The organism is Bacillus sp. FSL K6-0255 (assembly GCF_045040725.1).
Lineage (GTDB): Bacteria > Bacillota > Bacilli > Bacillales > Bacillaceae > Bacillus > Bacillus subtilis.
Window position 1 is genome coordinate 2593554 of the sequence record NZ_CP150278.1, and the last position, 22359, is coordinate 2615912.

The window sequence follows — 22359 nt, forward strand, 5'->3', positions numbered from 1 at the left end:
AAAACCCTTGCCTTAAAGCAGACTTTAAGGTTTATCGTTATGTTGAAGACACCATAAAACATAAATAAGTGCATGTTTTTATTTACAACACTTATGATGAAGAAAGGATAGGTTCGTATGTGTAATCAACATCAAACCCGTGTATTAAGCGTGTCACATGCAAAAGCCAAATTTGAACAAACGACGATTGAGCGAAGAGGATTACGGCCGCACGATGTCTTAATCGATATTAAATTCAGCGGTATTTGCCATTCAGACATTCATAGTGCTTTTGATGAATGGGGCGGTGGCATCTTCCCAATGGTGCCTGGACATGAAATAGCCGGTGTCGTAACAGCCGTTGGAGCAGAAGTCACCAAGTTTGCTGTCGGAGACCGCGTTGGTGTCGGCTGTTTTGTTGACTCTTGCGGAGAATGCGAATACTGTCTCAACGGAGAGGAACAATTCTGCACGAAGGGTGTTGTTCAAACGTATAACTCAGTAGACTACGACGGAAACCCCACTTATGGCGGGTACAGCCAAAAAATCGTTGTCACTGACAGATTTGTTGTTCGCATACCAGATCGTTTGGAAATGGATGTTGCCAGTCCGCTGTTGTGTGCAGGTATCACCACGTATTCCCCGCTGAAACACTGGAATGTTGGCCCTGGTAAAAAAGTTGCGATTGTAGGCGTGGGTGGCCTTGGACATTTGGCGATTCAATTTGCACATGCGATGGGTGCAGAGGTAACCGTTCTGAGCCGTTCCATGAATAAGAAAGAGGAAGCTCTGGAACTCGGTGCAAATCATTACTTTGCAACAAGTGACCCAGCTACATTCACTGCATTGGCCGGGCGTTTTGACGTGATCTTAAATACGGTATCGGCAAATCTCGATGTAGATGCCTATTTATCAATGCTTCGTATAGACGGGACACTTGTAAACGTTGGAGCTCCTGCCAAGCCGGACACATACAGTGTGTTTTCCCTAATCATGGGGCGCCGCAGCATTGCAGGTTCTCTAGTCGGCGGAATTCAAGAAACTCAAGAGATGCTGGATTTCGCAGCTGAGCATGGCATCGAACCTAAAATCGAAGTCATCGGAGCTGACCAAGTGGACGAAGCATACGAACGTATCCTTCGAAGCGATGTCCGTTATCGATTTGTGATTGATATTTCCACATTGTAATAGGTTAGTCCTTATATGGGCTGACCCGCTTTTATTGAAACTCACGAAAAGCGATCTCTTTAAGCAAATATTTTGAAGGCCGGTCAATCTTCCTGTTATTCTATGAATAGAGAGTTATTAGGAGGGTTTTTTATGAGCAAAAAAATTGCAGTTCTTGTTACAGACCAATTCGAAGACATCGAATATACAAGTCCGGTAAAAGCATACGAAGAAGCTGGCTACAGTGTTGTGGCTATCGATTTGGAAGCCGGCAAAGAAGTCACCGGTAAACATGGCGAGAAAGTAAAGATTGACAAAGCCATCTCTGATGTGGATGCAAGTGACTTTGATGCACTTCTAATTCCTGGAGGATTCTCTCCGGATTTGCTTCGTGCAGATGACCGTCCGGGTGAATTCGCAAAAGCATTTGTCGAAAACAAAAAACCTGTTTTCGCAATTTGCCACGGCCCGCAAGTACTGATTGATACGGATCTTCTAAAAGGCAAAGATATCACAGGCTACCGCAGCATCCGCAAAGATTTAATCAATGCCGGTGCAAACTACAAAGATGCAGAAGTAGTCGTCAGCCATAACATTGTCACAAGCAGAACACCTGATGATTTGGAAGCATTTAACCGCGAATCATTAAATTTGTTAAAATAAAACGAGAAGGCACAGACTGTTCAGGTCTGTGCCTTTTTTAAAATTAAGACTCCTTCGTTACATTCTGAAAGACAGCAGTCGCGTCCCACACATTCAAGCCAAATTGGCCTTCTGAAAATGCGGAATCATGTGCATCAATCACAAGACGATCATCTAAATAGATTTTAAAGCGATCGCCCTCGGCCTCTGTTTTCAGATGATACTTTTTATTAACGTCTATCGGTGTTTTGTATTCAGCAATGACAGAAGCAGCACCGTTCTCAAATTTAAAGAATTTCACTAGATCATGCTTCGCATCCACATTGGCAAGGTAACCGTTTTTGGCATCTTTGTCAGAGCGAAACATAAGTGCTCCTGCCCCTCTTCCGTTTCCATCCTTAATGGTGATATCAGATTCATAAGTGAAGTCTGACCCGGATGCTGAAGACAAGATAAAGGAATCGCCGTCCGACCTCCCTTGTTTCCCCTCAATTGTGTCTGCCCATGTGCCATTTACAGTCGTCCATCCAGTCAAATTGGACATAAAAGGTGACGTTCCCCATACCTTTTTCAAAGGGTGTATCGTTAAAGATTTTACCTTTACACCGCCCTTTGCAGCATATAATTCAAGCCCTTTGCTTGATCGGTCTGGGAGAATAATATCCGTTATGACCTGCTTTCCGTCATTCCCAAATACTTCAACCGAGGAGCGGTCAACAAAAATGCGCATCTTAACCTTCCCATTTACCGGCTTCAATGGGGCTGTTTCTTTTCCGGTGTTAAAGGCCGGATTAAAGGTATTGTTGCCCGACTCGCTCCGGTCAACGAACAATTTGGCGTTCCTTCGGTCATAACCGACCTTCGTAAATTGATTTTCACCTGTTCGGACCTTAAAACCAAATTCAGCAGCTGAACCAGAGCTTACTTTAAATTCTGCATTTATTTCATAGGCATCTCCAGATTGCCCCGCTAACACATTATGACTTGCAGGCGATATGGTCAGATTCTTCCACTTCTTAGAGGTTCCGCGAATGGTTTCCAGCTCTTTCACCGGTGTTTGGACCACTCTAACCCCTTCGGTAAACGCTTTCAATTTTAACTCTCTTGGAATGGACGTTGCACTTCTCCATGGGGATGTCGGAACATCATTCGCATATTGCCAATTGCTCATCCACCCTAACCATAGCCGGCGGCTGTCTGTGGATGGAATATCAGACCAGGATACAGCCGCATAAAAGTCTCTGCCGTAATCCGTCCAGAGAACTTTGTTTGGCGGGTTTTCATTTTTAAAATGAGTTCCATCAAAGTCCCCTACAAAATATTGCATGCCTGATCCTCCCGAGACCGCTCCGTTTCCGACACTGACCTGCATGACCCATTTTTTTCGATTCGGATTGCCGTCTACCGGAAGCTCAAATAAATCCGGGCATTCCCATACTCCCCCGTGGCTTCCTTGATCCTGTCCAAATTCACTTGCATACGTCCACTGCTTCAGATTTTTTGATGTATAAATGAGGATTCGGTCACCGGCCGCAAGCACCATCACCCACTTTTTTTCTTTCTCATACCAAAAGACTTTTGGATCGCGAAAATCTTTTTTACCCGGGTTTGGAATGACAGGGTTGCCAGCGTATTTCGTCCATGTTCTTCCTTTGTCGTTGCTATAGGCAATACTTTGCACTTGATGGCCTTCCCGATCCTGTGTATAAATGGCCACAAGCGGCTTCTCTTTGCCTGTTTGAAAACCGCTTGTGTTATTTTTATCTACAACTGCGCTTCCAGAAAAGATCGTGCCTTTTTCATCCGGATAAAGCGCAACAGGAAGGTGTTCCCATGTAACCAAATCTTTGCTGACGGCATGCCCCCAATGCATGGGCCCCCACTGAAGCCCGTATGGATGGTATTGATAGAACAAGTGATATTCCCCGGCATAATATACCATTCCGTTTGGGTCATTCATCCAGTTTGCCTCCGGTGTGAAGTGGTATTGAGGACGGTAATCCTCATCATAGTAGCTTGAATCGGCTGCATCTGCCGAAAATGCCATAGTCAACAGCAGGGTGAACATGATTATGACTTGAATCAGTCTCTTTTTCATTTGTTCCTTCGCTCCTCTCTTCATGTTTGAACACTTTCAAGAGAGACTGCTGCGCAAGCTGGTCCGTTTCTGGCAATTCTCCTCTGTTACACTGTTATCCGAATGATTTATATATGAAAAGACTGCTGCAGTTTCTCTCTCTTTCCTTCACACACCTTATGCTAAGAATCCAGCCCAATACCCGAGAATCCCGATGACAAAGATGCCGCAAATAATGAGAAGTGGATTCACCCCTTTGCGAAGCATCCATGCCACCAATAACGTTAATCCGAGAGGCAGCGCACCCGGCATAATGCTGTCTAACACGTTTTGTACAGTTTGAACATCTACTTTTCCGCTTTCATCCTTAATCCTGGATACAACGATTGGAATGTTGATGGTGGTCCATTTGGACACGAGAGCCCCCATAACAAATAACCCGAGAATCGAAGCGCCCTCTGTAAGCTTTTGAATGCGATTCCCCGCTAAATCCTGAAGAATCTCCATTCCTTTCACATAGCCATACTTTAATCCGTAATATTTTGTGCTTAATCTTATGGCATTCAGCAAGAAAAAGAATAGCAAAGGGCCGGCAATGTTTCCTCCTAAAGCAAGGGAGGCTCCTAGCGCAGCTAAGACAGGACGAATCGTTCCCCAGAAAATTGGGTCGCCTACGCCCGCTATTGGTCCCATCAAACCAATTTTCATTCCGCTTATCGCTTTTCCGTCAATTCCTTTATTGTTCGCCATTTCTTCTTCCATGGCTGCCGTCACACCAAATATAGGCGCTGTCAGCCACGGATGTGTATTAAACCATTCCAAATGCCGCTGCAAGGCTTCGTTTCTTTTCGCTCCGGGACCGTACAATTTTTTGATCGCCGGTATCATGACATAACAATATCCCATTGCCTGCACACGTTCGAAGTTAAAGGAACCGAGTAAAAAATTTGAACGAATAAACATGCTGAAAATTTCTTTCTTCGTTAATCGTTTTTCTTTCTCCATTTTTTCTTCCCCCCTCATCGTTTAGGCATCAAGATCATCATCATCGTCATCATAAACAGCAACACTGCCACTGTCTGATGCGGCCGCGACTGCTCCGTGAGCGCTTTGTTTTTGCATCACCTGCTGGTATAAAAGCGCCAGACAGAGACCAAGGGCTCCAAATCCCACTAAGTTAAAATCGGTAAACGCCGCTAATAAGAAACCAATATAGAAAAATGGCTTTAAATAAGGAATATTCATCATATTGATCACCATGGCATACCCGACAACCACAATAATGCCTCCGCCTATTTGCAGTCCTTTTGTAATGACATCAGGAATATTTCCCAGGAACGCCTGAACAGCGCTGACACTAATTAAAGCAACAATCAATGTAGGAATCATGACGCGCAAAGCTTGAAACACCATCGCGGTAATATGCATAATTTCAATTCCTTTTATATTTCCCGCTTTCGCATATTGATCAGCGCGGTGGATGAAAAAGACAGTGATCGTCCGAACAAAAATCGTCAGCGCCTGACCCGCAGCTGCTAAAGCAACAGCGACAGCAATCCCTTCGCCAATTCCTTGATCAGCGGTAATAACTAAAATGGTTGAGATGACAGAGGCGATCGCTGTATCAGGTGCCATGGCAAGCCCGACGTTCATCCAGCCGAGCGCCATCAGCTCCAGTGTGCCTCCAAGAATAATTCCCGTTTTTAAGTCCCCGAGCACCAAGCCAACCAACGTACAGGCCACAAGCGGACGGTGTGTCTGCCCTTCATCCAATACACTTGCGATTCCGGTGATTGCTGCAATGATTAACAACAAAATAATTTGTAATGAAGACATATTCTCATCCCCTTGATTATTTTGTTACGTTCCGTAAAATCTGTACAAAATCCTCACTGGCATCTGAAGGCAGCTGCCTCAATTCCAGTTTCACGCCCTTGTCACTTAATGTTTCAAATGCCTTTATATCTTGTTCTGTGACACTGACTGATTTTGTGATTTGCCTGCGATGATTTTCAAAACGCATTCCCCCGACGTTTACGGTTTTGATCGGTACACCTGCTTCTATAAGAGATACAATATCAGACGGATTTTCAAACAAGAGCATTGCCGTTACCCCTTCGTAGCGCGGACTATGAAATGCTTTTGCCATTTTAGAAACCGAGACGGCACTCGCCTTTACATTTGAAGGCGCAACAGAAAGGATCAGCGTTTTTCTCATTTCGTCCTGAGCAATATCGTCGGAGACAACGATGATTCGGTCGGCTGCATGGACTTTTATCCACCTTGTCAGGATTTGGCCGTGAATAAAGCGGTCATCAATTCTTGCTAACACAATGTTCATCATAATTCATCCTCTCTTGTATCTTGATTGGCTGTTTTTACTTTTTCTAAATGTTCACTGCACACTTGAAAGCTTTGCTGACTCATTGCTTTTAAGTTGTTCAGCAAATCTTTGAGAGCCAGATGTTCTCTCTGGCTTAATACCTCCAGCAGAATCGGCAGGTTTACGCCGGCTGCCATATCCATTCTTTGATCCTCAGCAATAAAGGAAGCTGCCGCGTTATATGGCGTCCCTCCAAAAATATCGACTAAAAAAAGCACTTCATGTTCTTCCGGGATATCCTTGAGCGCCTGATGATATTTTTCTTGCAGCGTTTGTATTCCTTCCCCTTTAAAAAACGGCACTGCAATCAGGTTATTTTCTTCACCGAATATCATCCCTGAAGATTCTTTTAATGCTATGGGAAAATCTCCATGACCGCTGATAATAACTGAAATCATATCTATTGCTCCTTTCCTGTTTTGTACATCCAAATATAATGCAAGGATCGTGCCAACACAGGTGGGTTAAGCGTTTTCATTGTTATTTCAGCCAATAGCAATTTGTTGTTGAAACACTTAAAACGAAAAAAATAAACCTGTATTAAAATGGTGTTCCATTTAATACAGGTTCATATGAAAAAACTGTTTTTAAAACAGCTGGCCATGCACTTCTTCAGCAAATATGGCGGCTATAAATAATTTTTCATCATCACTTATGCGAAGTCCGAGCTTTTCTTCATAAGGGGCTAATGTTCGCTCTGTCACGTACACCATTTCCTTCAGCTGATCATTGATCTCTTCTTCCTCTGAGAAAGCGATCGGATTCTGCTTAATTACCCTTTCAAAGGCGAAAGCCGTGTGCATAATGACTTTGATCAAAACCGCATTATTGAAAATGACCCCCAGCTCATCTTGAACGGTTTGCAGCCACTCCAATAACATTTCGATCACATGGTGGGGATTCAAGAAGACAAGGTATTTTTTCAGGCTATCCTCGCAAAGCTCCCTGACAATAATATTTGCTTCGTTCAATCCATTGCTCAAGGGGATGCTTCCTTTTGTAATGGCCTGTTGAATCAGCTTCTCTCCCTCCCCTTCAATTAACACTTCTAAAGATACATGCGGAGCATTGATTTTAGGGTCTTTCGTTCCGACTGTCGCAAGGATTTCATACTCTTTTTCGATTTCTTTTATGCTGTTGGCCAGCTTAATCGATGATACGGTCAATATGTGAATCGGGGTATCGGAGGCCTTGTTTACGATCGTGGTTAGAATGTCTTCCAGCTTTTTGGCCGTTCCGCTGCCCGTCGTGCAGATGGATACCAATGCCTTCTTTTTGCCGGATGCCGCTGGCTGACGCTCCCACAACTCGATAAAATCCTTCGTGACCGATTGATAGATCGCTTGCAAATTTAAATTCAAATAGTTGACCTTTCTGACAGCATCCAGCACCATTGAAGTCGTAACATTGCTGATCGTTTTAATAGAAATGCCTGTCTTTTCCTCCAGCCTGCTTTCCAGCATTGCAAGCGACCCCATATCTACCAGCATTAAAACACCTTCGCCTTCATCAACCTGTTTCATTTTTTCTGCTACGCATTCAAGAATGTCCGAAGGTGAAACAGTAAGCGGCATGTCAACTGCTGCAATCGGCGTACTCCCTAGCAGTTCTGTCGCAACTTCAACCATCGAACTCGCCGTGCTGTTTCCATGCGCAGCCACGATGATACCGACTCTTTTGTTCTCCTTTAATGATTTGATGGAATGGATTAACATCGTTAAGTAGATGACTTCTATTTCGGGAATAGCCACTTTAAAATATTCCTGAATTTTATCCTTAAAAATCATCGCCACCCGATATTCTTTCACATGAGTATCACGAATTTCATCCGTCTCCTGTGTATTCAAAACATCAATTTGCTTTCCTCGCTTTAAAAATGCGTCAATATGCATACTCAAGAAATAAATAAACTTACGGTCAAATGTGCAATCCAGCTCATGTTCAGCTATTTCTTTTAACTGTTTTGTCATTTGAATCACGTCATCTTCAACGAATGTCAGCAGGCTGTCTTTTTGAAAAGCTTGATGATGAAAAAAACGTCTGACATGCAAATGGACATCAGTCAAGATGTACTGGTTAATATCCTTTTTGGATAAACCTTCTTTCATAAGCGTTTTCACTTTTTCCTCAATCAAATGATATAAGTTAAATGAGAGGTCTTCGTCAATTTTTGTTGTTTCATCTTCTACAATCGGAGAGATAATCGTTGTAATATTGACATATTCAGAAATGGCTTTGCTTCTTTGCATGTTTTTGCTGCTGGACATCCATTCTTGCTTGATTTCATCAGGCAGATCGCGAACAGTCAGTTCAATAACTTCATTTCTGTCAAGGTTATGCAAAAATCCGTGTGCGCAAACTAACTGAACATTTGATTTCAGCTGTCCGACATTCCCAAATTTGGCGGAATGAATAAGCGCATTATAGACATCGATATGCACACTCAGATTCTTCTTAATTCGCTCTGCTTCTTTCCCTAATAAAAACGTCGTCAGATCCACTCTTTCTTTAAGCGATCGTTCTTCAAGCGAAGGAATATGAATGGTCATTGGGATTCTTCGCAAAAACGTTTTCAATAGTGCAGAACTCGAATTTTCTGTAGTCGCACAAATAAACAATACGTTCGATGTTCGTTTATGTTCAGATTCTCCAAGCCTGTTATAAGAACCGCTGTCAATAAAATAAAACAGCATTTCTTGTCCCTCGGGAGGGAGGCGGTGGATTTCATCCATAAAAAGAATGCCCCCATTGGCCTGTTCGACTAAACCCGCCTTATCCTCGGCAGCACCTGTAAATGAACCTTTTTTGTGTCCGAATAATTGAGAAAGCAATAATTGAGGGTTGTTGTAGTAGTCTGCACAGTTAAATGTAATAAATGGTGCGCCGGCCTTCAATATGTCAGAGTAAATGGCAAACTGGTAAATTCGGTTCGCAAAAAGGGATTTACCGGAACCAGTCGGCCCTAGGAGGAGCATATGCAGACCGTTCGGCGGATAAAAGACAGCTGCTTTTGCCTGGGAGATCGCTTTCTTCAAACTCCCTTTTGCCCCTATCATAAGCTCTAGGGGATTCGTGGAAATGTGTTGATGATTTTGCTTTGAATTTCCGGAAAACGCCTGAAGGTCTTTCACTTCCATCATCTCTGTATCCCATTTCTTGTTGAATAATTTTTCTGCTATCTCGACTGGGATGTATCTTACAGGAAACGTTTTAATTTTGATGACCTTTTTGGACCGGACGAGATTGTTCAATTCAAAGCTGACATTGGACCGCTCCATCTTCAGCTGCTCGGCAATCTCCTTTGCTGAATTCCCTTGTATTTTTAAAAGATGATCTAAGGTTGAATCTTGAAAATTATGCTTGAGCTGATGGTATATTTTATCTATTCTTCTCACGTCTATCATCCTTTGTCCTTATTAGATAAGCCATTAACAAGAATATTTCGAAACTTTATAGTCCGCGTTGAGATTATCTGCTGATACACGTTTAAAAAGGTCTCTATAGCAGATTGACAAAGCTGGCTTTTATGCGTATATGTTTACATGTTGAATCATTTGCATCTCATATTAGTATGATAGATGCTCAGTTCTGGAGGGCCAGTCCCCTTCAAAAGTAATAATCAGTAAACAGTTTATCATTCTCGGGGAATGTAATGATGTCAAAATCATCAATGACAAAAAATGAATCTTATAGATCATGACAAATTACCCAAATATAACCCCTTAAGTTCGTTCACAACTAAAAAGACCGGCACTCTATGTGACCGCCACAGTATTACAATTTGCAAAACTTCGTCATTTTTGCAATCCACATTGGAGGTTAAGGAATCTGTAAGCTTAAAAACTTTATCTCCGATTCTCTCGATTTGATCCCCCCTGCAGGCCTCAAACATAGTGGGTATGCAATTATACAAATCGTTACCGATTAAAACTAGCCTGTCAGATTGTCCAAATGACTTTCCTGTTTTACTCTGCTATTCAGGTAGAATCACGAGTAAAAATAGAGCCACAAGACATGTAACAGCACTTAAAATAGTTTTAAAATTTAAAAATAAAAGTATCTATTCTTTTAAATGTTATAATATCCGATAAAACTTTACTCATCTTTTTATTACTGGAGGAAAATAAAATTGATAGGCAATTCTAGCAAAGACAATTTTGGCCAGCAACAGAAATTGTCTAGAGGCCTTAAAAACAGGCATATACAATTAATGGCGATTGGAGGTGCAATCGGTACAGGTTTATTTTTAGGTTCAGGTAAATCCATCCATTTTGCAGGACCATCCATTTTATTTGCTTACTTGATCACCGGCGTATTTTGCTTTTTCATTATGCGTTCGCTCGGAGAACTGCTCTTATCAAATGCGGGATACCACTCTTTTGTTGATTTTGTAAGGGACTATTTAGGAAACATGGCAGCATTTATCACTGGGTGGACCTACTGGTTCTGTTGGATTTCCCTCGCGATGGCTGATTTAACGGCGGTCGGCATTTATACGCAATATTGGCTTCCCGATGTGCCTCAATGGCTGCCGGGTCTTCTTGCGCTTATTATCCTGCTGATCATGAACCTTGCCACCGTTAAACTTTTCGGAGAATTAGAATTTTGGTTTGCATTGATCAAAGTCATTGCCATACTGGCTCTGATCGTAACTGGCATTTTCCTGATTGCGAAAGGTTTTTCGGCAGCTTCCGGCCCTGCCAGCCTCACCAACCTTTGGAGACACGGCGGCATGTTCCCAAATGGATGGCATGGGTTTATCCTATCTTTCCAAATGGTCGTCTTCGCTTTCGTGGGTATTGAACTGGTTGGCCTGACAGCAGGTGAAACAGAAAATCCCCAAAAAGTGATCCCTAAAGCCATCAATCAAATCCCTGTCCGGATTTTACTTTTTTATGTTGGCGCACTTTTCGTGATTATGTGTATCTATCCTTGGAATGTGTTGAATCCAAACGAAAGCCCATTTGTTCAGGTCTTCTCTGCAGTAGGCATCGTTGTGGCTGCCAGTTTGATCAATTTTGTTGTATTAACATCAGCCGCCTCAGCTGCAAATAGCGCTTTATTCAGCACAAGCCGAATGGTCTATTCACTTGCAAAGGATCATCACGCACCTGGACTATTAAAGAAATTAACTTCTTCTAACGTGCCAAGCAATGCGCTGTTCTTTTCATCCGTCGCCATTCTGATTGGCGTTAGTCTGAATTATTTAATGCCTGAGCAAGTCTTCACACTGATTACAAGTGTTTCTACAATATGCTTCATTTTTATTTGGGGCATCACGGTGATTTGCCATTTGAAATTTCGAAAAACAAGGCAGCATGAAGCGAAAGCAAACAAATTTAAAATGCCTTTTTACCCATTATCCAACTATTTAACACTTGCATTTCTCGCGTTCATTCTTGTCATATTGGCACTGGCGAATGATACACGTATTGCTTTGTTTGTCACCCCGGTCTGGTTTGTTTTATTGATTATTTTGTATAAGGTGCAAACCCGCAGAGGACATAAGATGAAATAAAAAAAGACAAGGGATACTCACTCCCTTGTCTTTTTTATAGGGCCAAACACTAAATTAAACTTTGAATTCAAATTTCATTCACTTCATTTAAGTGTTAACTCAAACCAGTTTTGATGCCGAAACCTACTAACATTATTCCGGTAATTTTTTGAAACACTTTCTGGAACTTCGAGTTTTTCATCCATTTTTTTGCATAATCAATAATATAAACAAGAAACAGAAACCACAACACCGCTAATAAGGTTAGGATTGAAGCTAAAATGATAAGCTGCTGGTTTATATTTCCGTTCAAATTGATAAATTGGGGCATGATTGTAACATACACCAAAACAGTTTTAGGATTGAGAATGTTACTGAGTGATCCCTGCATAAAGGAAGTTTTATAATAACGTTTCGGAGAACTTGCCATATTTTTTGCTTGGGATTGCATGTCATCTAACGAAAACATACTTTTAGCAAAAAAACTTTTTACACCTAAATAAATTAAGTATGCCGCTCCCAAATATTTGATCGTTGTGAAAAGAATCACTGACTTTGCGATTACCACTGATAATCCTAAAATGGCAATCACCGTCCAAAAGGAAAGTCCTGTCGCCAATCCGAGAATGTTATAACGGCCGGCTTTCGGACCATACCTAAGCGTATTTTTCATCACAAGCATCGTATCTGCCCCCGGTATGATAACCATCATGGCAGCGATCGGTATGTATGCGAGTAAGCTGTGCATTGTTCTCTCCCCCTTTAAAAATCCCCTCAATCATATAGTGACTACAAAAGTAACTACTTATAAAAGTGTATCAATGCGTTTGGAATAAATCAATATGGTTTGTTAAAATAGCGATTACTAAGGCAGCGATTGCTCTTTATATTGGAGGATATATGAAAGAAAATATGTTAGACATTTTAAAAAACCTCAATTTTACAGAATATGAATCGAAAGCGTATTTGGCATTATTGCAAGAATCACCTTTAACAGGCTATGCCGTTGCCAAAAAATCCGGAGTTCCCCGTTCTAAAATTTATGAAGTCTTGGAAAGCCTTGTCATAAGGGGAGATGTTTTTGTCAGTCATGGAAATACGCCTCAGTATGTTCCTGTCCCCGCAAAAGAACTGATTAAAAACCGCCGACTCAAAGCGGAAGAGCATTTTGATCAGGCTGAGAAATATTTTGAAAAGTTCGAGCAGACTGCTAATGACCGGGAAAACATCTGGAATATCACCGGCCGCAGTGAAATTCTTGAAAAGGTGAAGGCTTGTATCTTATCCGCCAAAAAAAGAATCCTCTTAGAAATATGGAAAGAGGATTTTGAGGAGATAGAATCAGAGCTAAAACAGGCGGCAGAACAAGGCGTTATTGTCACCATTATTGCGTACGGAGACATCGTATCTGATTTTTCCAATGTTTACCTTCATGATATGAGCAGTGAAATTACAGAAGAGTATGACGGACGGTGGCTTGTCTATAGCGGAGATGATTCAGAAGTAGTAGCGGGCATTGTCTCACTTGGCAATGACAGCCGTGCTGCATGGACGATGCATGTAGGTTTAGTCATGCCTATTACTGAAGTGATCATTCATGATCTGTACCTCATGGAAATTCTGAAAAAGCATAGAGAGCTATTAGAAGAGAGCTTCGGGAAAAATCTCATCCAGTTGCGCCGTAAATTTTCTATTCACTCAGATTTCAAAAAACATTATTTGGAATAATGTTTGGCATCTCTTACCCCAAAAACAAGGCTTGTACAAAACAAGCCTTGTTTTTTTATGCATAAACCCCCCATGCTGATTTACTTCTCTCTTTTAAAAAAATGTGATTCTGCGCAAACTATTTTTCAGCCTGCCGCGTCTATCCTAGGTAACAGCCTACGATATACGTATATTCAAAAAGGAGCCCTTTATTGCAATGAAGAAAAAACAAACAACAAAAGCGTTGCTTGTCACATGCATAACTGACCATAAGCAAGATTTCTACAGGTTGGCTTTCAGTTATGTGAAAAATCAAGATGACGCATTAGATATTGTTCAGGAATCTATAAAAAAAGCGCTGAGCTCAGTTGAAACGGTCAGGAACCCTGGGACGATAAAAAGCTGGTTTTATAAAATTTTAGTGCGGACAGCCATTGATTTTTTGCGCAAACAAAAAAAGATAAGAGTGATGGACGACGAAACGATAGAATTTTTAAGCAAAGGAAAGGAAGACCATTACAAGGATACTGATCTCCATGAAGCGCTTGACGAATTGCCGTACCGCTATAAAACCATTATTATTTTACGTTTTTTTGAAGACCTCAAATTAGAAGAAATTGCGGAAATTACAGGAGAAAACACGAATACCGTCAAAACGCGCCTATACAGAGCATTGAAGCTGATGCGCATTCAATTGACGAAGGAGGATCTTTCTTAATGGATAAGAGATTACAGCAATTAAGAGAAGAATATAAAAATGTTCAGATTCCTAAAGAATTGGATATCATTGTTGAAAAAGCCCTTCAGCAAGAACCAAAAAAGAAAAGAATCGTCATGTGGCCGACATCAGCAGCAATCGCTGCAGCTATTTTATTCACTGCGCTTGTTAATATCAACCCGGACGCCGCTCAGGCTATGTCCAAGATCCCTGTCATCGGCAAAATCGTCAAAGCGATCACCTTTATTGAAATCAAAGAGGAAAAAGACCAATCAAGCATTGATGTCAAAACACCTGCTTTGTCCGGGCTTTCTAATAAAGAGCTTGAAAACAGCATTAACCAGAAATACTTGAAAGAAAGCCAGCAGCTGTATAAAGAGTTTATACAGTCCACATCCAAAAACAAAAAAGGGCATCTCAGCATCTACAGTGATTACGAGACGGTCACAGACACGCCAGATTTACTCTCTATCCGGCGCAATATTGAAACAACACAAGCATCTTCCTACACACAAAGCCGTTATATTACAATTGACAAAAAGAATGATATTTTACTTACATTAAAAAGCTTATTCAAAGATGAGCGCTATATCAAAGTCATCAGTCAAAACATCAAAGAACAAATGAAACAGCAAATGAAGGAAGATCCAAATAAAATATATTGGCTCACTGACGAAGATGCAGAACCGTTCAAAACGATTCTTCCTGATCAGACGTTTTACATTACTGAAGACCATAAACTTGTGATCTCATTTGACGAATATGAAGTCGCCCCCGGCTATATGGGCGTTACAGAGTTTACAATTCCAACCGGCGTCATTTCAAACTTGCTCGTGGGAGAACGTTATATTCGATAAAATAAAAACATCCATCTAAGATTATGGATGTTTTCTCTCTTCTCTATTCGAGGTCGTAACCTCGCTACCAAAAACAACGAGAATATTTGCATACTATTGGAGGAATACCCATGTATCACAAGACACAGCATCATCGATACATTCCTGGACTTGATGGCCTTCGGGCTTTCGCCGTCCTGTCAGTTATCGCTTATCACCTAAATTTCAATTGGGCTAACGGTGGTTTTATCGGAGTTGATATCTTTTTTGTTTTATCCGGATATTTGATTACATCTATTCTATTACCGGCATATGGAAATGATATCAATCTTGATTTTCGGGATTTTTGGGTGCGCCGCATTCGGCGGCTTATGCCAGCGGCTTACCTTATGATCTTTTCCACTGTTGTGTGGGTCGTATTGTTTGATCGAGAACTATTGCACACTGTACGTGGAGATGCGATCTCTTCTCTCTTTTATATGAGCAATTGGTGGTTTATTTTTCACAAGCTATCATATTTTGATAGTTTCGGTTCCCCATCACCTCTAAAAAACCTTTGGTCGCTGGCGATTGAAGAACAATTTTATATCATATGGCCGATGTTTTTAGTTGTTGGAATGTACATAATGAAAAGCCGCGCCAGATTGGCTGCGGTGATATCATTGCTTGTGCTTTGTTCAGCCGTGATGATGAGCGTACTGTATGAACCTGGCGGAGATCCGAGCCGCGTTTACTATGGCACAGACACTCGTTCGTTTGAACTTCTCATCGGATGTGCCTTGGCTTTGGTATGGCCGATGAAAAGGCTGTCTTCCAACAGGCTGCCAAGCAAACTGAAGCACACTTTGCACGCCACTGAATTTTTGGCATTTTGTATTTTAGTGTTGTGTGTCTATTTCACAGATGAATACGAGCCTTTTCTTTACAGAGGCGGAATGCTATTCATTAGCGTGACTGCCGCAATCCTTATTGCATGTGTTTGCCATCCGAGCAGCTTTTTAGGCAATCTGCTTTCATGGAGGCCGCTTCGGTGGCTTGGAACGAGGTCTTACGGAATTTATCTTTGGCACTACCCTGTTATTGTGTTAAGCACGCCAGTTCAAGAAATCGGAAACCCTGTTTTTTGGCATATCGTGCTAAAGATCATTGTGACATGTATACTTGCCGAGCTTTCCTACCATTTTATTGAGAAGCCGATACGGACACAGGGATTTAGGTCATTTTTCCGCCGTGTTTTTATACATAGAATCAAGGAATGGAAAACGACATCTGTCATCAGCAAAATGTCAATTGGTTTCATCATTTTCGCTATACTTATTTTTGCAGGCGGGCTGTCAGGGCTAGCCGGCGAGCAAAAGCACCCTACCAAATGGACCCATAGCTCACAAGAAACAAATGCTGACACCAGCCAGGCTTCTGGGGATAAAAAGAACGCTGCAGCAGATAAAAAACACAATCCTGAACAAAAGACAACAGATTCCAATCAGGATCAAAAGGAAAACAAAGATAGTGGGCAAGAGACTCATAAAAAGAAAGACACGCAATCCCAACAGCAGAAAAAACCAGCAGACACTGCGAAAGAAGTTTTAGCTATAGGAGATTCCGTCATGCTTGATATTTCTTCACACCTGCGTCAGTCATTTTCAAATGTGACGATTGATGGAAAGGTAGGAAGACAAATGTCTCAAGCTTTGGAACTCGCAAGGGAGTACAAGTCTTTTAATCAGCCGAACAAGGCTGTCATCATTGAGCTTGGAACCAATGGCTACTTTACAAACAGCCAAATCGAACAACTGCTTCAATCTTTCTCAAAAGCCCATATCTATCTTGTCAATACACGGGTTCCCCGCCAATGGGAAAGCAAGGTTAATGAATCTTTACAGCACCAGGCAAGCGCACATCAAAATGTTACGTTAGTTGACTGGCATACAGAAGCCCTTCAGCATCCGGAATATTTTACCCCTGATGGTGTTCACTTGGTTCCTAAAGGGGCAAAAGCTTTGACTGCTCTTATTGTTCAGGCGATGAAATCGTAAAAAAGAGATCCTATACGGATCACTTTTTTACTTTAGTTTCTGATCGTTGATTATGTCTTCTTTCAGCAAGGCAGCCCTTATGTTTACATGCCGTTTACGTAAGGGTAAGCCAAAATTGAATGGAGGGATGATAATGAAAGGAAATGAAGAACATGACATCCAAAAAGAGTTGAAACGATATGAGCTTTTTTTCAAAAAACGATATAAGGTTCTTTATACATTAAACGATTTTATCATCGGTGCTATGTTTCTCGTTGGAAGTTTTTTCTTTTTCTATGACCGGTTAATGTCGGCAGGGATATGGCTGTTTGCGATCGGAAGTTTGCTGCTGTTAATCAGGCCGACCATTCGGCTGATTCATGACTTTCATTACCGTAAGCATGTGGAACAGCAATTCAAGCATCAATCTTCAACAGATGACTGATCTTAAGGAATAAGAAAGAACAAAATGCCAAAAGCCTGAGTTGAAAATCAAAAACAAAACTTTCAGACTATTTATTTTTGAAAATAAGGTAAAAAGAACTAAACTTTTGCCTCTGCATGCCGATATGAATAATAAGGCCGGCGCGATACTCCCTATAACATCCTTTTCAGTAGATTTCATTATCGTGCCGGTTTTCTCATATGCAAAGCAATCCCGCCAATCAGATTGGCGGGATTTTATATTTTACATTCCTGTCCAAACGTCTTTTACATAACGTTTTTGATCTTGCAGCTTTTGCAGCCATTCAGCTGATTCTTCCTGACTTGCTCCTTTTTCAGCTTCATACGCCAAGCGCAAAGTTTTCTCTACATCAGGAGCCATTTGCGATCCATCACCGCATACGTAAATATGAGCCCCTTTTTCAATGAGTGTCATCAATTTCTGCGTATCTTGCTTGAGCAAGTGCTGGACATATCCTTTTGGTTCGTTTTCGACGCGCGAGTAGCATCGGCGGATTGTGACCAAACCGTCCTGTTCCGCTTGATCCAGCTCTTCTCTGTAAAGGTCGTCATGGTCCGGGCGGCGGCAGCCGAAGTATAAAAGTGCTTCACCAAGGGTGCTTCCTTCCTTCTTCAAAACCGATCTTGCCTGAATAAAGCCCCTGAATGGCGCAATTCCTGTGCCCGGCCCGACCATAATCATAGGCGTTTCAGGCTCATCCGGCATCTGGAATCCGGACTGCGGGGTACGAATGAAACAGGCTGCTGCATCATCTGTATTCAATTCTGCTAAATAATTAGAGGCGACACCCCGGTATTCACCTCGGCCGCTCCATGCTGAGGCTTTCACAACTCCTACCGTCATGCTCACGATATTTGCATGAACTTTCGGTGAGCTTGAAATGGAATAGTATCTCGGTTTTAGTGATGGCAAAAGTGCTAAAAACCGTTCAAACGGCATTTCGCAAGCAGGATAATCCTCTAAAAAATCAAGCATGGTAAGACGTCTTGCAAGTACCTGCTCTTTGTAAATGCCATCATCTAAAACGAGCTGTTCCAGCTCTTTTTGATGCGGCGGACAGACTGTATAAGAGGCCAGCTCCCGAAGCTGAAGCCTTGATGCCGGTTCCTGCAGCTCTACATAGGACGACAATAAATCCGCAACTTTGATCGGCCGATCCATCGGCAGATGAGACATATGAGCGCTTCCGCTTACTTTTATCACATGATTGGACTGCAAACCGAATCGGCTGAGAACCCGCTGAACAAGCTCCCTGCTGTTCTTCGGCAGGATTCCGATATGATCGCCTTCTTTATATGTTTTACCAGCCGGAATTTCCAATTCAATATGGCGGGTTGAACGCGTGCTGTCAGCTGTCTGGAGTTCTCGATTCTCTAACACAATCCCTTCAAAGGCGCCATATGCTTTAGCAACCGGCGTTTCCGTCGCTTCACTGAGAAAAGTAATCGATAATGAAGGCCTGTCTTCTTTCTGGGCTATTTCGTTAATGTCAAATGCGTCCATTGTTTCCTTCCAGAAGCGGTTTTCCCAAGACTCGCGGTGGCTTTCAAAATCATCGGCGGCGTCACCTTCCCCAATCTCTGTTAAACGCGATGCCCCCTTTGCTTTCATCATGTCATCAATCAGGCGGGGAATCCGCTGATACGTGCTGGCCCAGCTCCGGTTTCCGCAGCCGAATACCGCATAGGAAACACCTTTCAATTGGCCTTCCTCAAGTTCTTTCAGCCACTCTACAAAGCCGGCAGCATTATCAGGCGGCGCCCCATTATAAGAAGCCGTTACAATGACGACTGCCCCTTCTTCAGGGAGCTTGCCGATATAATCATCAAGCGGAGCCGTTTCAGCTGTAAAGCCCATCTGGCGGCCTTGAGCAGCCAGTTCACCGGCTATTCCCTCAGCTGTCCCAAGGTTTGAACCGTAAAGAACGAGTAAAGGTGTGCCGTGTTTAGGTTTGGTTTCTTTTGGCTTTGTTTCTGCTTTGATGTCTGCCTGTTCTTTTCTCTGTACATTGATTGCCGCTGTTTTTCGCGCTTTCACAGTAATTTTAAAATCATCCGGCTTGATCGTTAATGCTTCTTTGATTTTCAGTTCGTAGCCAGTATGGTTTATCAATTCAAAATGCTTTAATACAAGACCGAGAACCATTGTCGCTTCTTGAAGAGCAAACTGCATGCCAATACAAGCGCGCTGTCCGTTTCCAAACGGCTTATACGCATGGTGAGGGATACTTGAAGGATCCTCAAACCGTTCCGGACGGAAATCTTCCGCCTCCGGTCCCCAAGCGTTTTGATCCCGGTGCAGTTTTGGAATTAAAACAGTGACTGGCTGCCCTTTGCTGATCGGATATTCCCCGCCTAGAACAGTATCCTCCTTCGCATATAGAGAAAAAGCCGGAGCTGTTGGATACAGTCTGAGGGTTTCATTTAAAACCATCCGAATGTATTTGAGCTGCTGGATTTGTTTATATTCAGGCGTGTCATCCGTTAACACGCGATCCGCTTCCTCCTGAGCTTTTTTCAGTTTTTCCGGATGTGTAAGCAGACAATAAATCGCAAAGGATAGCAACCCGCTTGTTGTCTCATGTCCAGCAATTAAAAATGTGATGATTTGGTATCGAATGTTTTCGTCATCCAGCGTTTCACCCGTTACTGGATCTTTGGCATAAAGCATGAGAGACAAGAGATCCTTAATGTTTTCATCCGGATTCGCCTTTCGCTCCGCTATCATTCTATCAACCAGGGAGTTCATGACTTCTATATCCTTTTGGAACTGCAGCTTCGTTTTCACCATCATTTTATCTTGCAGGCCCAGTCTTTTCGATTGATTCATCGCCTCTTTTAAGGCACGGAGCATACTGGTGATAAACGGATGCTGTGAATCACGGTAAAAGCTGTTGAATCGATAGTTAAACCCGCATAACCCAATCGTATCAAGCGTCAGACGTGTCATATCGTCCGCTACATCAATTTCTTCATTAGGGTTTAACCGGCTCCACTTTTGAATCAGCTGGGTTGCGATATCCAGCATCATAGAATGATAGCCTTTCATCGCTTTTTGACTAAAACTCGGCAGCAAAATGCGGTGGGCTTTTTGCCAGTTCGGTTCGTGCGTCCAGCTTGTAAATAAGCCATCTCCCCCGAACTCACGCACCTTTTGCAAGCCTTTGCCAAGGTTCTTGTCAAAGCGTTTTTCATCACACACTTCAGCCACAAGATTGTGGCCCGAGACAAAAACACTGGATACTCCCGGAAAATCAAAACGGAAAATCGGTCCCAATTCATCAGCTATCCGCCATAAGGATTGAGAAAGCTGTTCTTTTTCCAGATGCGGAAGATTTTTTAAAGGTCCGTATGTTTTGGGCTGAGGTATTGCGCTTGCCTGTTTCATTAACATCTCCCTTTCCTATTTTTGTGATGAATGAAGCTTAATGGCGTCCCAGCAGCATTGTTCCAATTCAGTAATTAAATCAGTGTCCATCTCTATATCACCTGTTTGAACGAGCTGATATATCTTGAGAAACGCCCCTAATACAATCGCAATTAACACATTAGAGGGCAGGCTGCGAATCACGCCTTCCGCTTTTCCCTTATTAAAATAGTCATCAAGCATTTGAGTCAGATTTTCTATCATTTTTTTGCTTGTATGATTTAAGTAATGAGCGTCTTTTTTGGTTTCAAGAAAAAAAAGCGCATAGTCGCTCTCTTTCGTAAACTGAACGAGACAGCAAAATACGTGGTGAAAGCCTTCTCTGACAGGCAATTCTGAAACGTCTTGCTTCAGTTTTTCCGTAAATCGCTGGATGCTTTCTTGAAACAGTACGTTAACGAGTGTTTCTTTGCTGTCAAAATAACGATAGATCGTTCCTGTCCCTACATGAGCACGTTCAGCTATCATAGGAATAGTGGTAGCGTCAAAACCCCTTTCCGTAAAAAGTGAGACTGACGCTTTCATAATCATGTCGTATTTACTGCTGGATGCGGATATCATGTAATCTGACAACCTCCGATTCGTTTACGGAATGAATATTCATTCCTTTTGTTCACAAAGAATGTCTGCCCTGTCTGATATCACCTCTTTGTTCTTTCTTCTGTTATAAGTTTATATGAAAAAAACTTTTTTTAATATAAAGTATATGCAAAAAATAAAAAATTAAGAAAATATACCCAAATCCTAATGCGAGGATCTTGGATATATTTCCCGAGAAATTTTTTATTTAACAGCCACAATACATAGACAGGAAGCACGCCTGATAACAGAAAGATCCCTGAAATGCTGGTCTTTCAGCAGTTGAATATACGTTTTCTCTTTTTCACCGGTATTTGTGTCAATACTGATATAAAACCGGCCGTCAATTTGAAGCACCCTGTAAATTTCTCTTAATGCAAGCCTAATATCGGTGCAGCTTTGAACCGTATGTAAAGAAAAGACTTTATTAAAGGTACGGTCATCAAAGGGAATGTCCTCTGGATAGCCATGAAAAACCTCCCCGTTCCCCATGTTCTTTCGATTCGCACGTGATATCTGTCTTACCTTTCGTTTTGAAGGATCAATGCTTTTTAGGCTACCCTTTTTTAGTTTCTTGGTTATGCTTTTAAAGACAGTGCCGTTTCCAATTCCAATTTCTAAAATTCTGTCATTTTCTTGTATATCTATAGAGTCAATCATCATATGCTCAATTGTTTTGGTTAGCTTATATTTCCGAGAAAATAATTTCCAAAAATCCGATCGTTTATAGAGTCTATTTTCTAGCATTTTAAACACCTGCTTTTGGTTTCCTATGTTTATTTATTATATTCAAAAAATAAACATCATCTTCATTCTAAAAGTGAAGGAAGGTACCAACTAGACGGCAATGTATTGAAAAATGTTTCA

Annotated in this window: 19 protein-coding genes and 1 pseudogene; 9 read left to right on the forward strand and 11 right to left on the reverse strand. The window is 41.9% G+C overall.

Going from position 1 to position 22359, the window contains the following annotated elements:
- The first annotated feature begins 117 nt into the window (after positions 1-117).
- A complete protein-coding gene (gene adhA / locus MHB62_RS13500; RefSeq protein ID WP_014480388.1) occupies positions 118-1167 on the forward strand; it encodes a formaldehyde dehydrogenase AdhA in 1050 nt (349 codons plus the stop codon).
- 132 nt (positions 1168-1299) lie between these two features.
- A complete protein-coding gene (gene yraA, locus MHB62_RS13505) occupies positions 1300-1809 on the forward strand; it encodes a cysteine protease YraA (protein ID WP_003229836.1) in 510 nt (169 codons plus the stop codon).
- A 43-nt stretch (positions 1810-1852) separates the two neighbouring features.
- On the opposite strand, the gene sacC is transcribed toward yraA, so the two are convergent.
- The 7 genes from sacC to levR all read right to left on the reverse strand — a co-directional run bounded on the left by sacC (position 1853) and on the right by levR (position 9643).
- Positions 1853-3856 (reverse strand): levanase, encoded by a 2004-nt coding sequence (gene sacC / locus MHB62_RS13510; protein ID WP_243737904.1) that lies wholly within the window; start codon positions 3854-3856, stop codon positions 1853-1855.
- A complete protein-coding gene (locus MHB62_RS13515; RefSeq protein WP_231940257.1) occupies positions 3795-3962 on the reverse strand; it encodes a hypothetical protein in 168 nt (55 codons plus the stop codon). The genes sacC and MHB62_RS13515 overlap by 62 nt, the downstream gene beginning before the upstream one ends.
- An 80-nt stretch (positions 3963-4042) precedes the next feature.
- On the reverse strand, positions 4043-4870 hold the full coding sequence (levG, locus tag MHB62_RS13520) for a PTS fructose transporter subunit IID (protein ID WP_003229834.1): 828 nt from the start codon (positions 4868-4870) through the stop codon (positions 4043-4045).
- 21 nt (positions 4871-4891) lie between these two features.
- The gene (gene levF, locus MHB62_RS13525) at positions 4892-5701 is read right to left on the reverse strand and encodes a PTS fructose transporter subunit IIC (RefSeq protein WP_003229833.1); all 810 of its coding nucleotides are present in this window, start codon (positions 5699-5701) and stop codon (positions 4892-4894) included.
- Positions 5702-5717: 16 nt separating this feature from the next.
- Positions 5718-6206: a PTS fructose transporter subunit IIB gene (gene levE, locus MHB62_RS13530; protein WP_004399158.1), complete on the reverse strand. Its 489-nt coding sequence runs from the start codon at positions 6204-6206 to the stop codon at positions 5718-5720.
- Positions 6206-6646, reverse strand: coding sequence for a PTS fructose transporter subunit IIA (levD, locus tag MHB62_RS13535; RefSeq protein WP_014480391.1), 441 nt, complete (start codon positions 6644-6646; stop codon positions 6206-6208). The genes levE and levD overlap by 1 nt, the downstream gene beginning before the upstream one ends.
- A gap of 189 nt (positions 6647-6835) precedes the next feature.
- Positions 6836-9643, reverse strand: coding sequence for a transcriptional regulator LevR (levR, locus tag MHB62_RS13540; RefSeq protein WP_032722236.1), 2808 nt, complete (start codon positions 9641-9643; stop codon positions 6836-6838).
- 556 nt (positions 9644-10199) lie between these two features.
- Between levR and MHB62_RS13545 the strand changes: the two are divergent.
- Both MHB62_RS13545 and MHB62_RS13550 read left to right on the forward strand, forming a co-directional pair.
- Positions 10200-10339, forward strand: a pseudogene (locus MHB62_RS13545) (hypothetical protein).
- A 38-nt stretch (positions 10340-10377) separates the two neighbouring features.
- A complete protein-coding gene (locus MHB62_RS13550) occupies positions 10378-11766 on the forward strand; it encodes an amino acid permease (protein WP_032722237.1) in 1389 nt (462 codons plus the stop codon).
- Between the two features lie 94 nt (positions 11767-11860).
- Here MHB62_RS13550 and MHB62_RS13555 read toward each other — a convergent pair whose 3' ends face one another.
- On the reverse strand, positions 11861-12493 hold the full coding sequence (locus MHB62_RS13555; RefSeq protein ID WP_032722238.1) for a LysE family transporter: 633 nt from the start codon (positions 12491-12493) through the stop codon (positions 11861-11863).
- Between the two features lie 152 nt (positions 12494-12645).
- Here MHB62_RS13555 and MHB62_RS13560 point away from each other — a divergent pair, with 152 nt between their 5' ends.
- The 5 genes from MHB62_RS13560 to MHB62_RS13580 all read left to right on the forward strand — a co-directional run bounded on the left by MHB62_RS13560 (position 12646) and on the right by MHB62_RS13580 (position 17466).
- Positions 12646-13473, forward strand: a complete 828-nt coding sequence (locus tag MHB62_RS13560; protein ID WP_029727150.1) for a TrmB family transcriptional regulator — start codon at positions 12646-12648, stop codon at positions 13471-13473.
- Between the two features lie 196 nt (positions 13474-13669).
- Positions 13670-14170 (forward strand): RNA polymerase sigma factor SigV, encoded by a 501-nt coding sequence (sigV, locus tag MHB62_RS13565; protein ID WP_015251591.1) that lies wholly within the window; start codon positions 13670-13672, stop codon positions 14168-14170.
- A complete protein-coding gene (gene rsiV, locus MHB62_RS13570; RefSeq protein WP_003229823.1) occupies positions 14170-15027 on the forward strand; it encodes an anti-sigma-V factor RsiV in 858 nt (285 codons plus the stop codon). The genes sigV and rsiV overlap by 1 nt, the downstream gene beginning before the upstream one ends.
- 110 nt (positions 15028-15137) lie before the next feature.
- Positions 15138-17042, forward strand: coding sequence for a peptidoglycan O-acetyltransferase OatA (gene oatA / locus MHB62_RS13575; RefSeq protein WP_032722240.1), 1905 nt, complete (start codon positions 15138-15140; stop codon positions 17040-17042).
- Between the two features lie 133 nt (positions 17043-17175).
- Positions 17176-17466 (forward strand): YrhK family protein, encoded by a 291-nt coding sequence (locus MHB62_RS13580; RefSeq protein ID WP_032722242.1) that lies wholly within the window; start codon positions 17176-17178, stop codon positions 17464-17466.
- A gap of 243 nt (positions 17467-17709) precedes the next feature.
- Here the strand turns inward: MHB62_RS13580 and cypB are convergent, their stop codons facing one another.
- The 3 genes from cypB to MHB62_RS13595 form a co-directional block, all read right to left on the reverse strand.
- Positions 17710-20874 carry a bifunctional cytochrome P450/NADPH--P450 reductase CypB gene (cypB, locus tag MHB62_RS13585; protein ID WP_032722244.1) on the reverse strand — a complete coding sequence of 1055 codons (3165 nt, stop codon included), beginning with the start codon at positions 20872-20874 and terminating at the stop codon, positions 17710-17712.
- A 15-nt stretch (positions 20875-20889) separates the two neighbouring features.
- Positions 20890-21474 carry a transcriptional regulator FatR gene (fatR, locus tag MHB62_RS13590; RefSeq protein ID WP_009967878.1) on the reverse strand — a complete coding sequence of 195 codons (585 nt, stop codon included), beginning with the start codon at positions 21472-21474 and terminating at the stop codon, positions 20890-20892.
- Between the two features lie 222 nt (positions 21475-21696).
- Positions 21697-22239: a class I SAM-dependent methyltransferase gene (locus MHB62_RS13595; RefSeq protein WP_004398716.1), complete on the reverse strand. Its 543-nt coding sequence runs from the start codon at positions 22237-22239 to the stop codon at positions 21697-21699.
- Positions 22240-22359 lie beyond the last annotated feature (120 nt).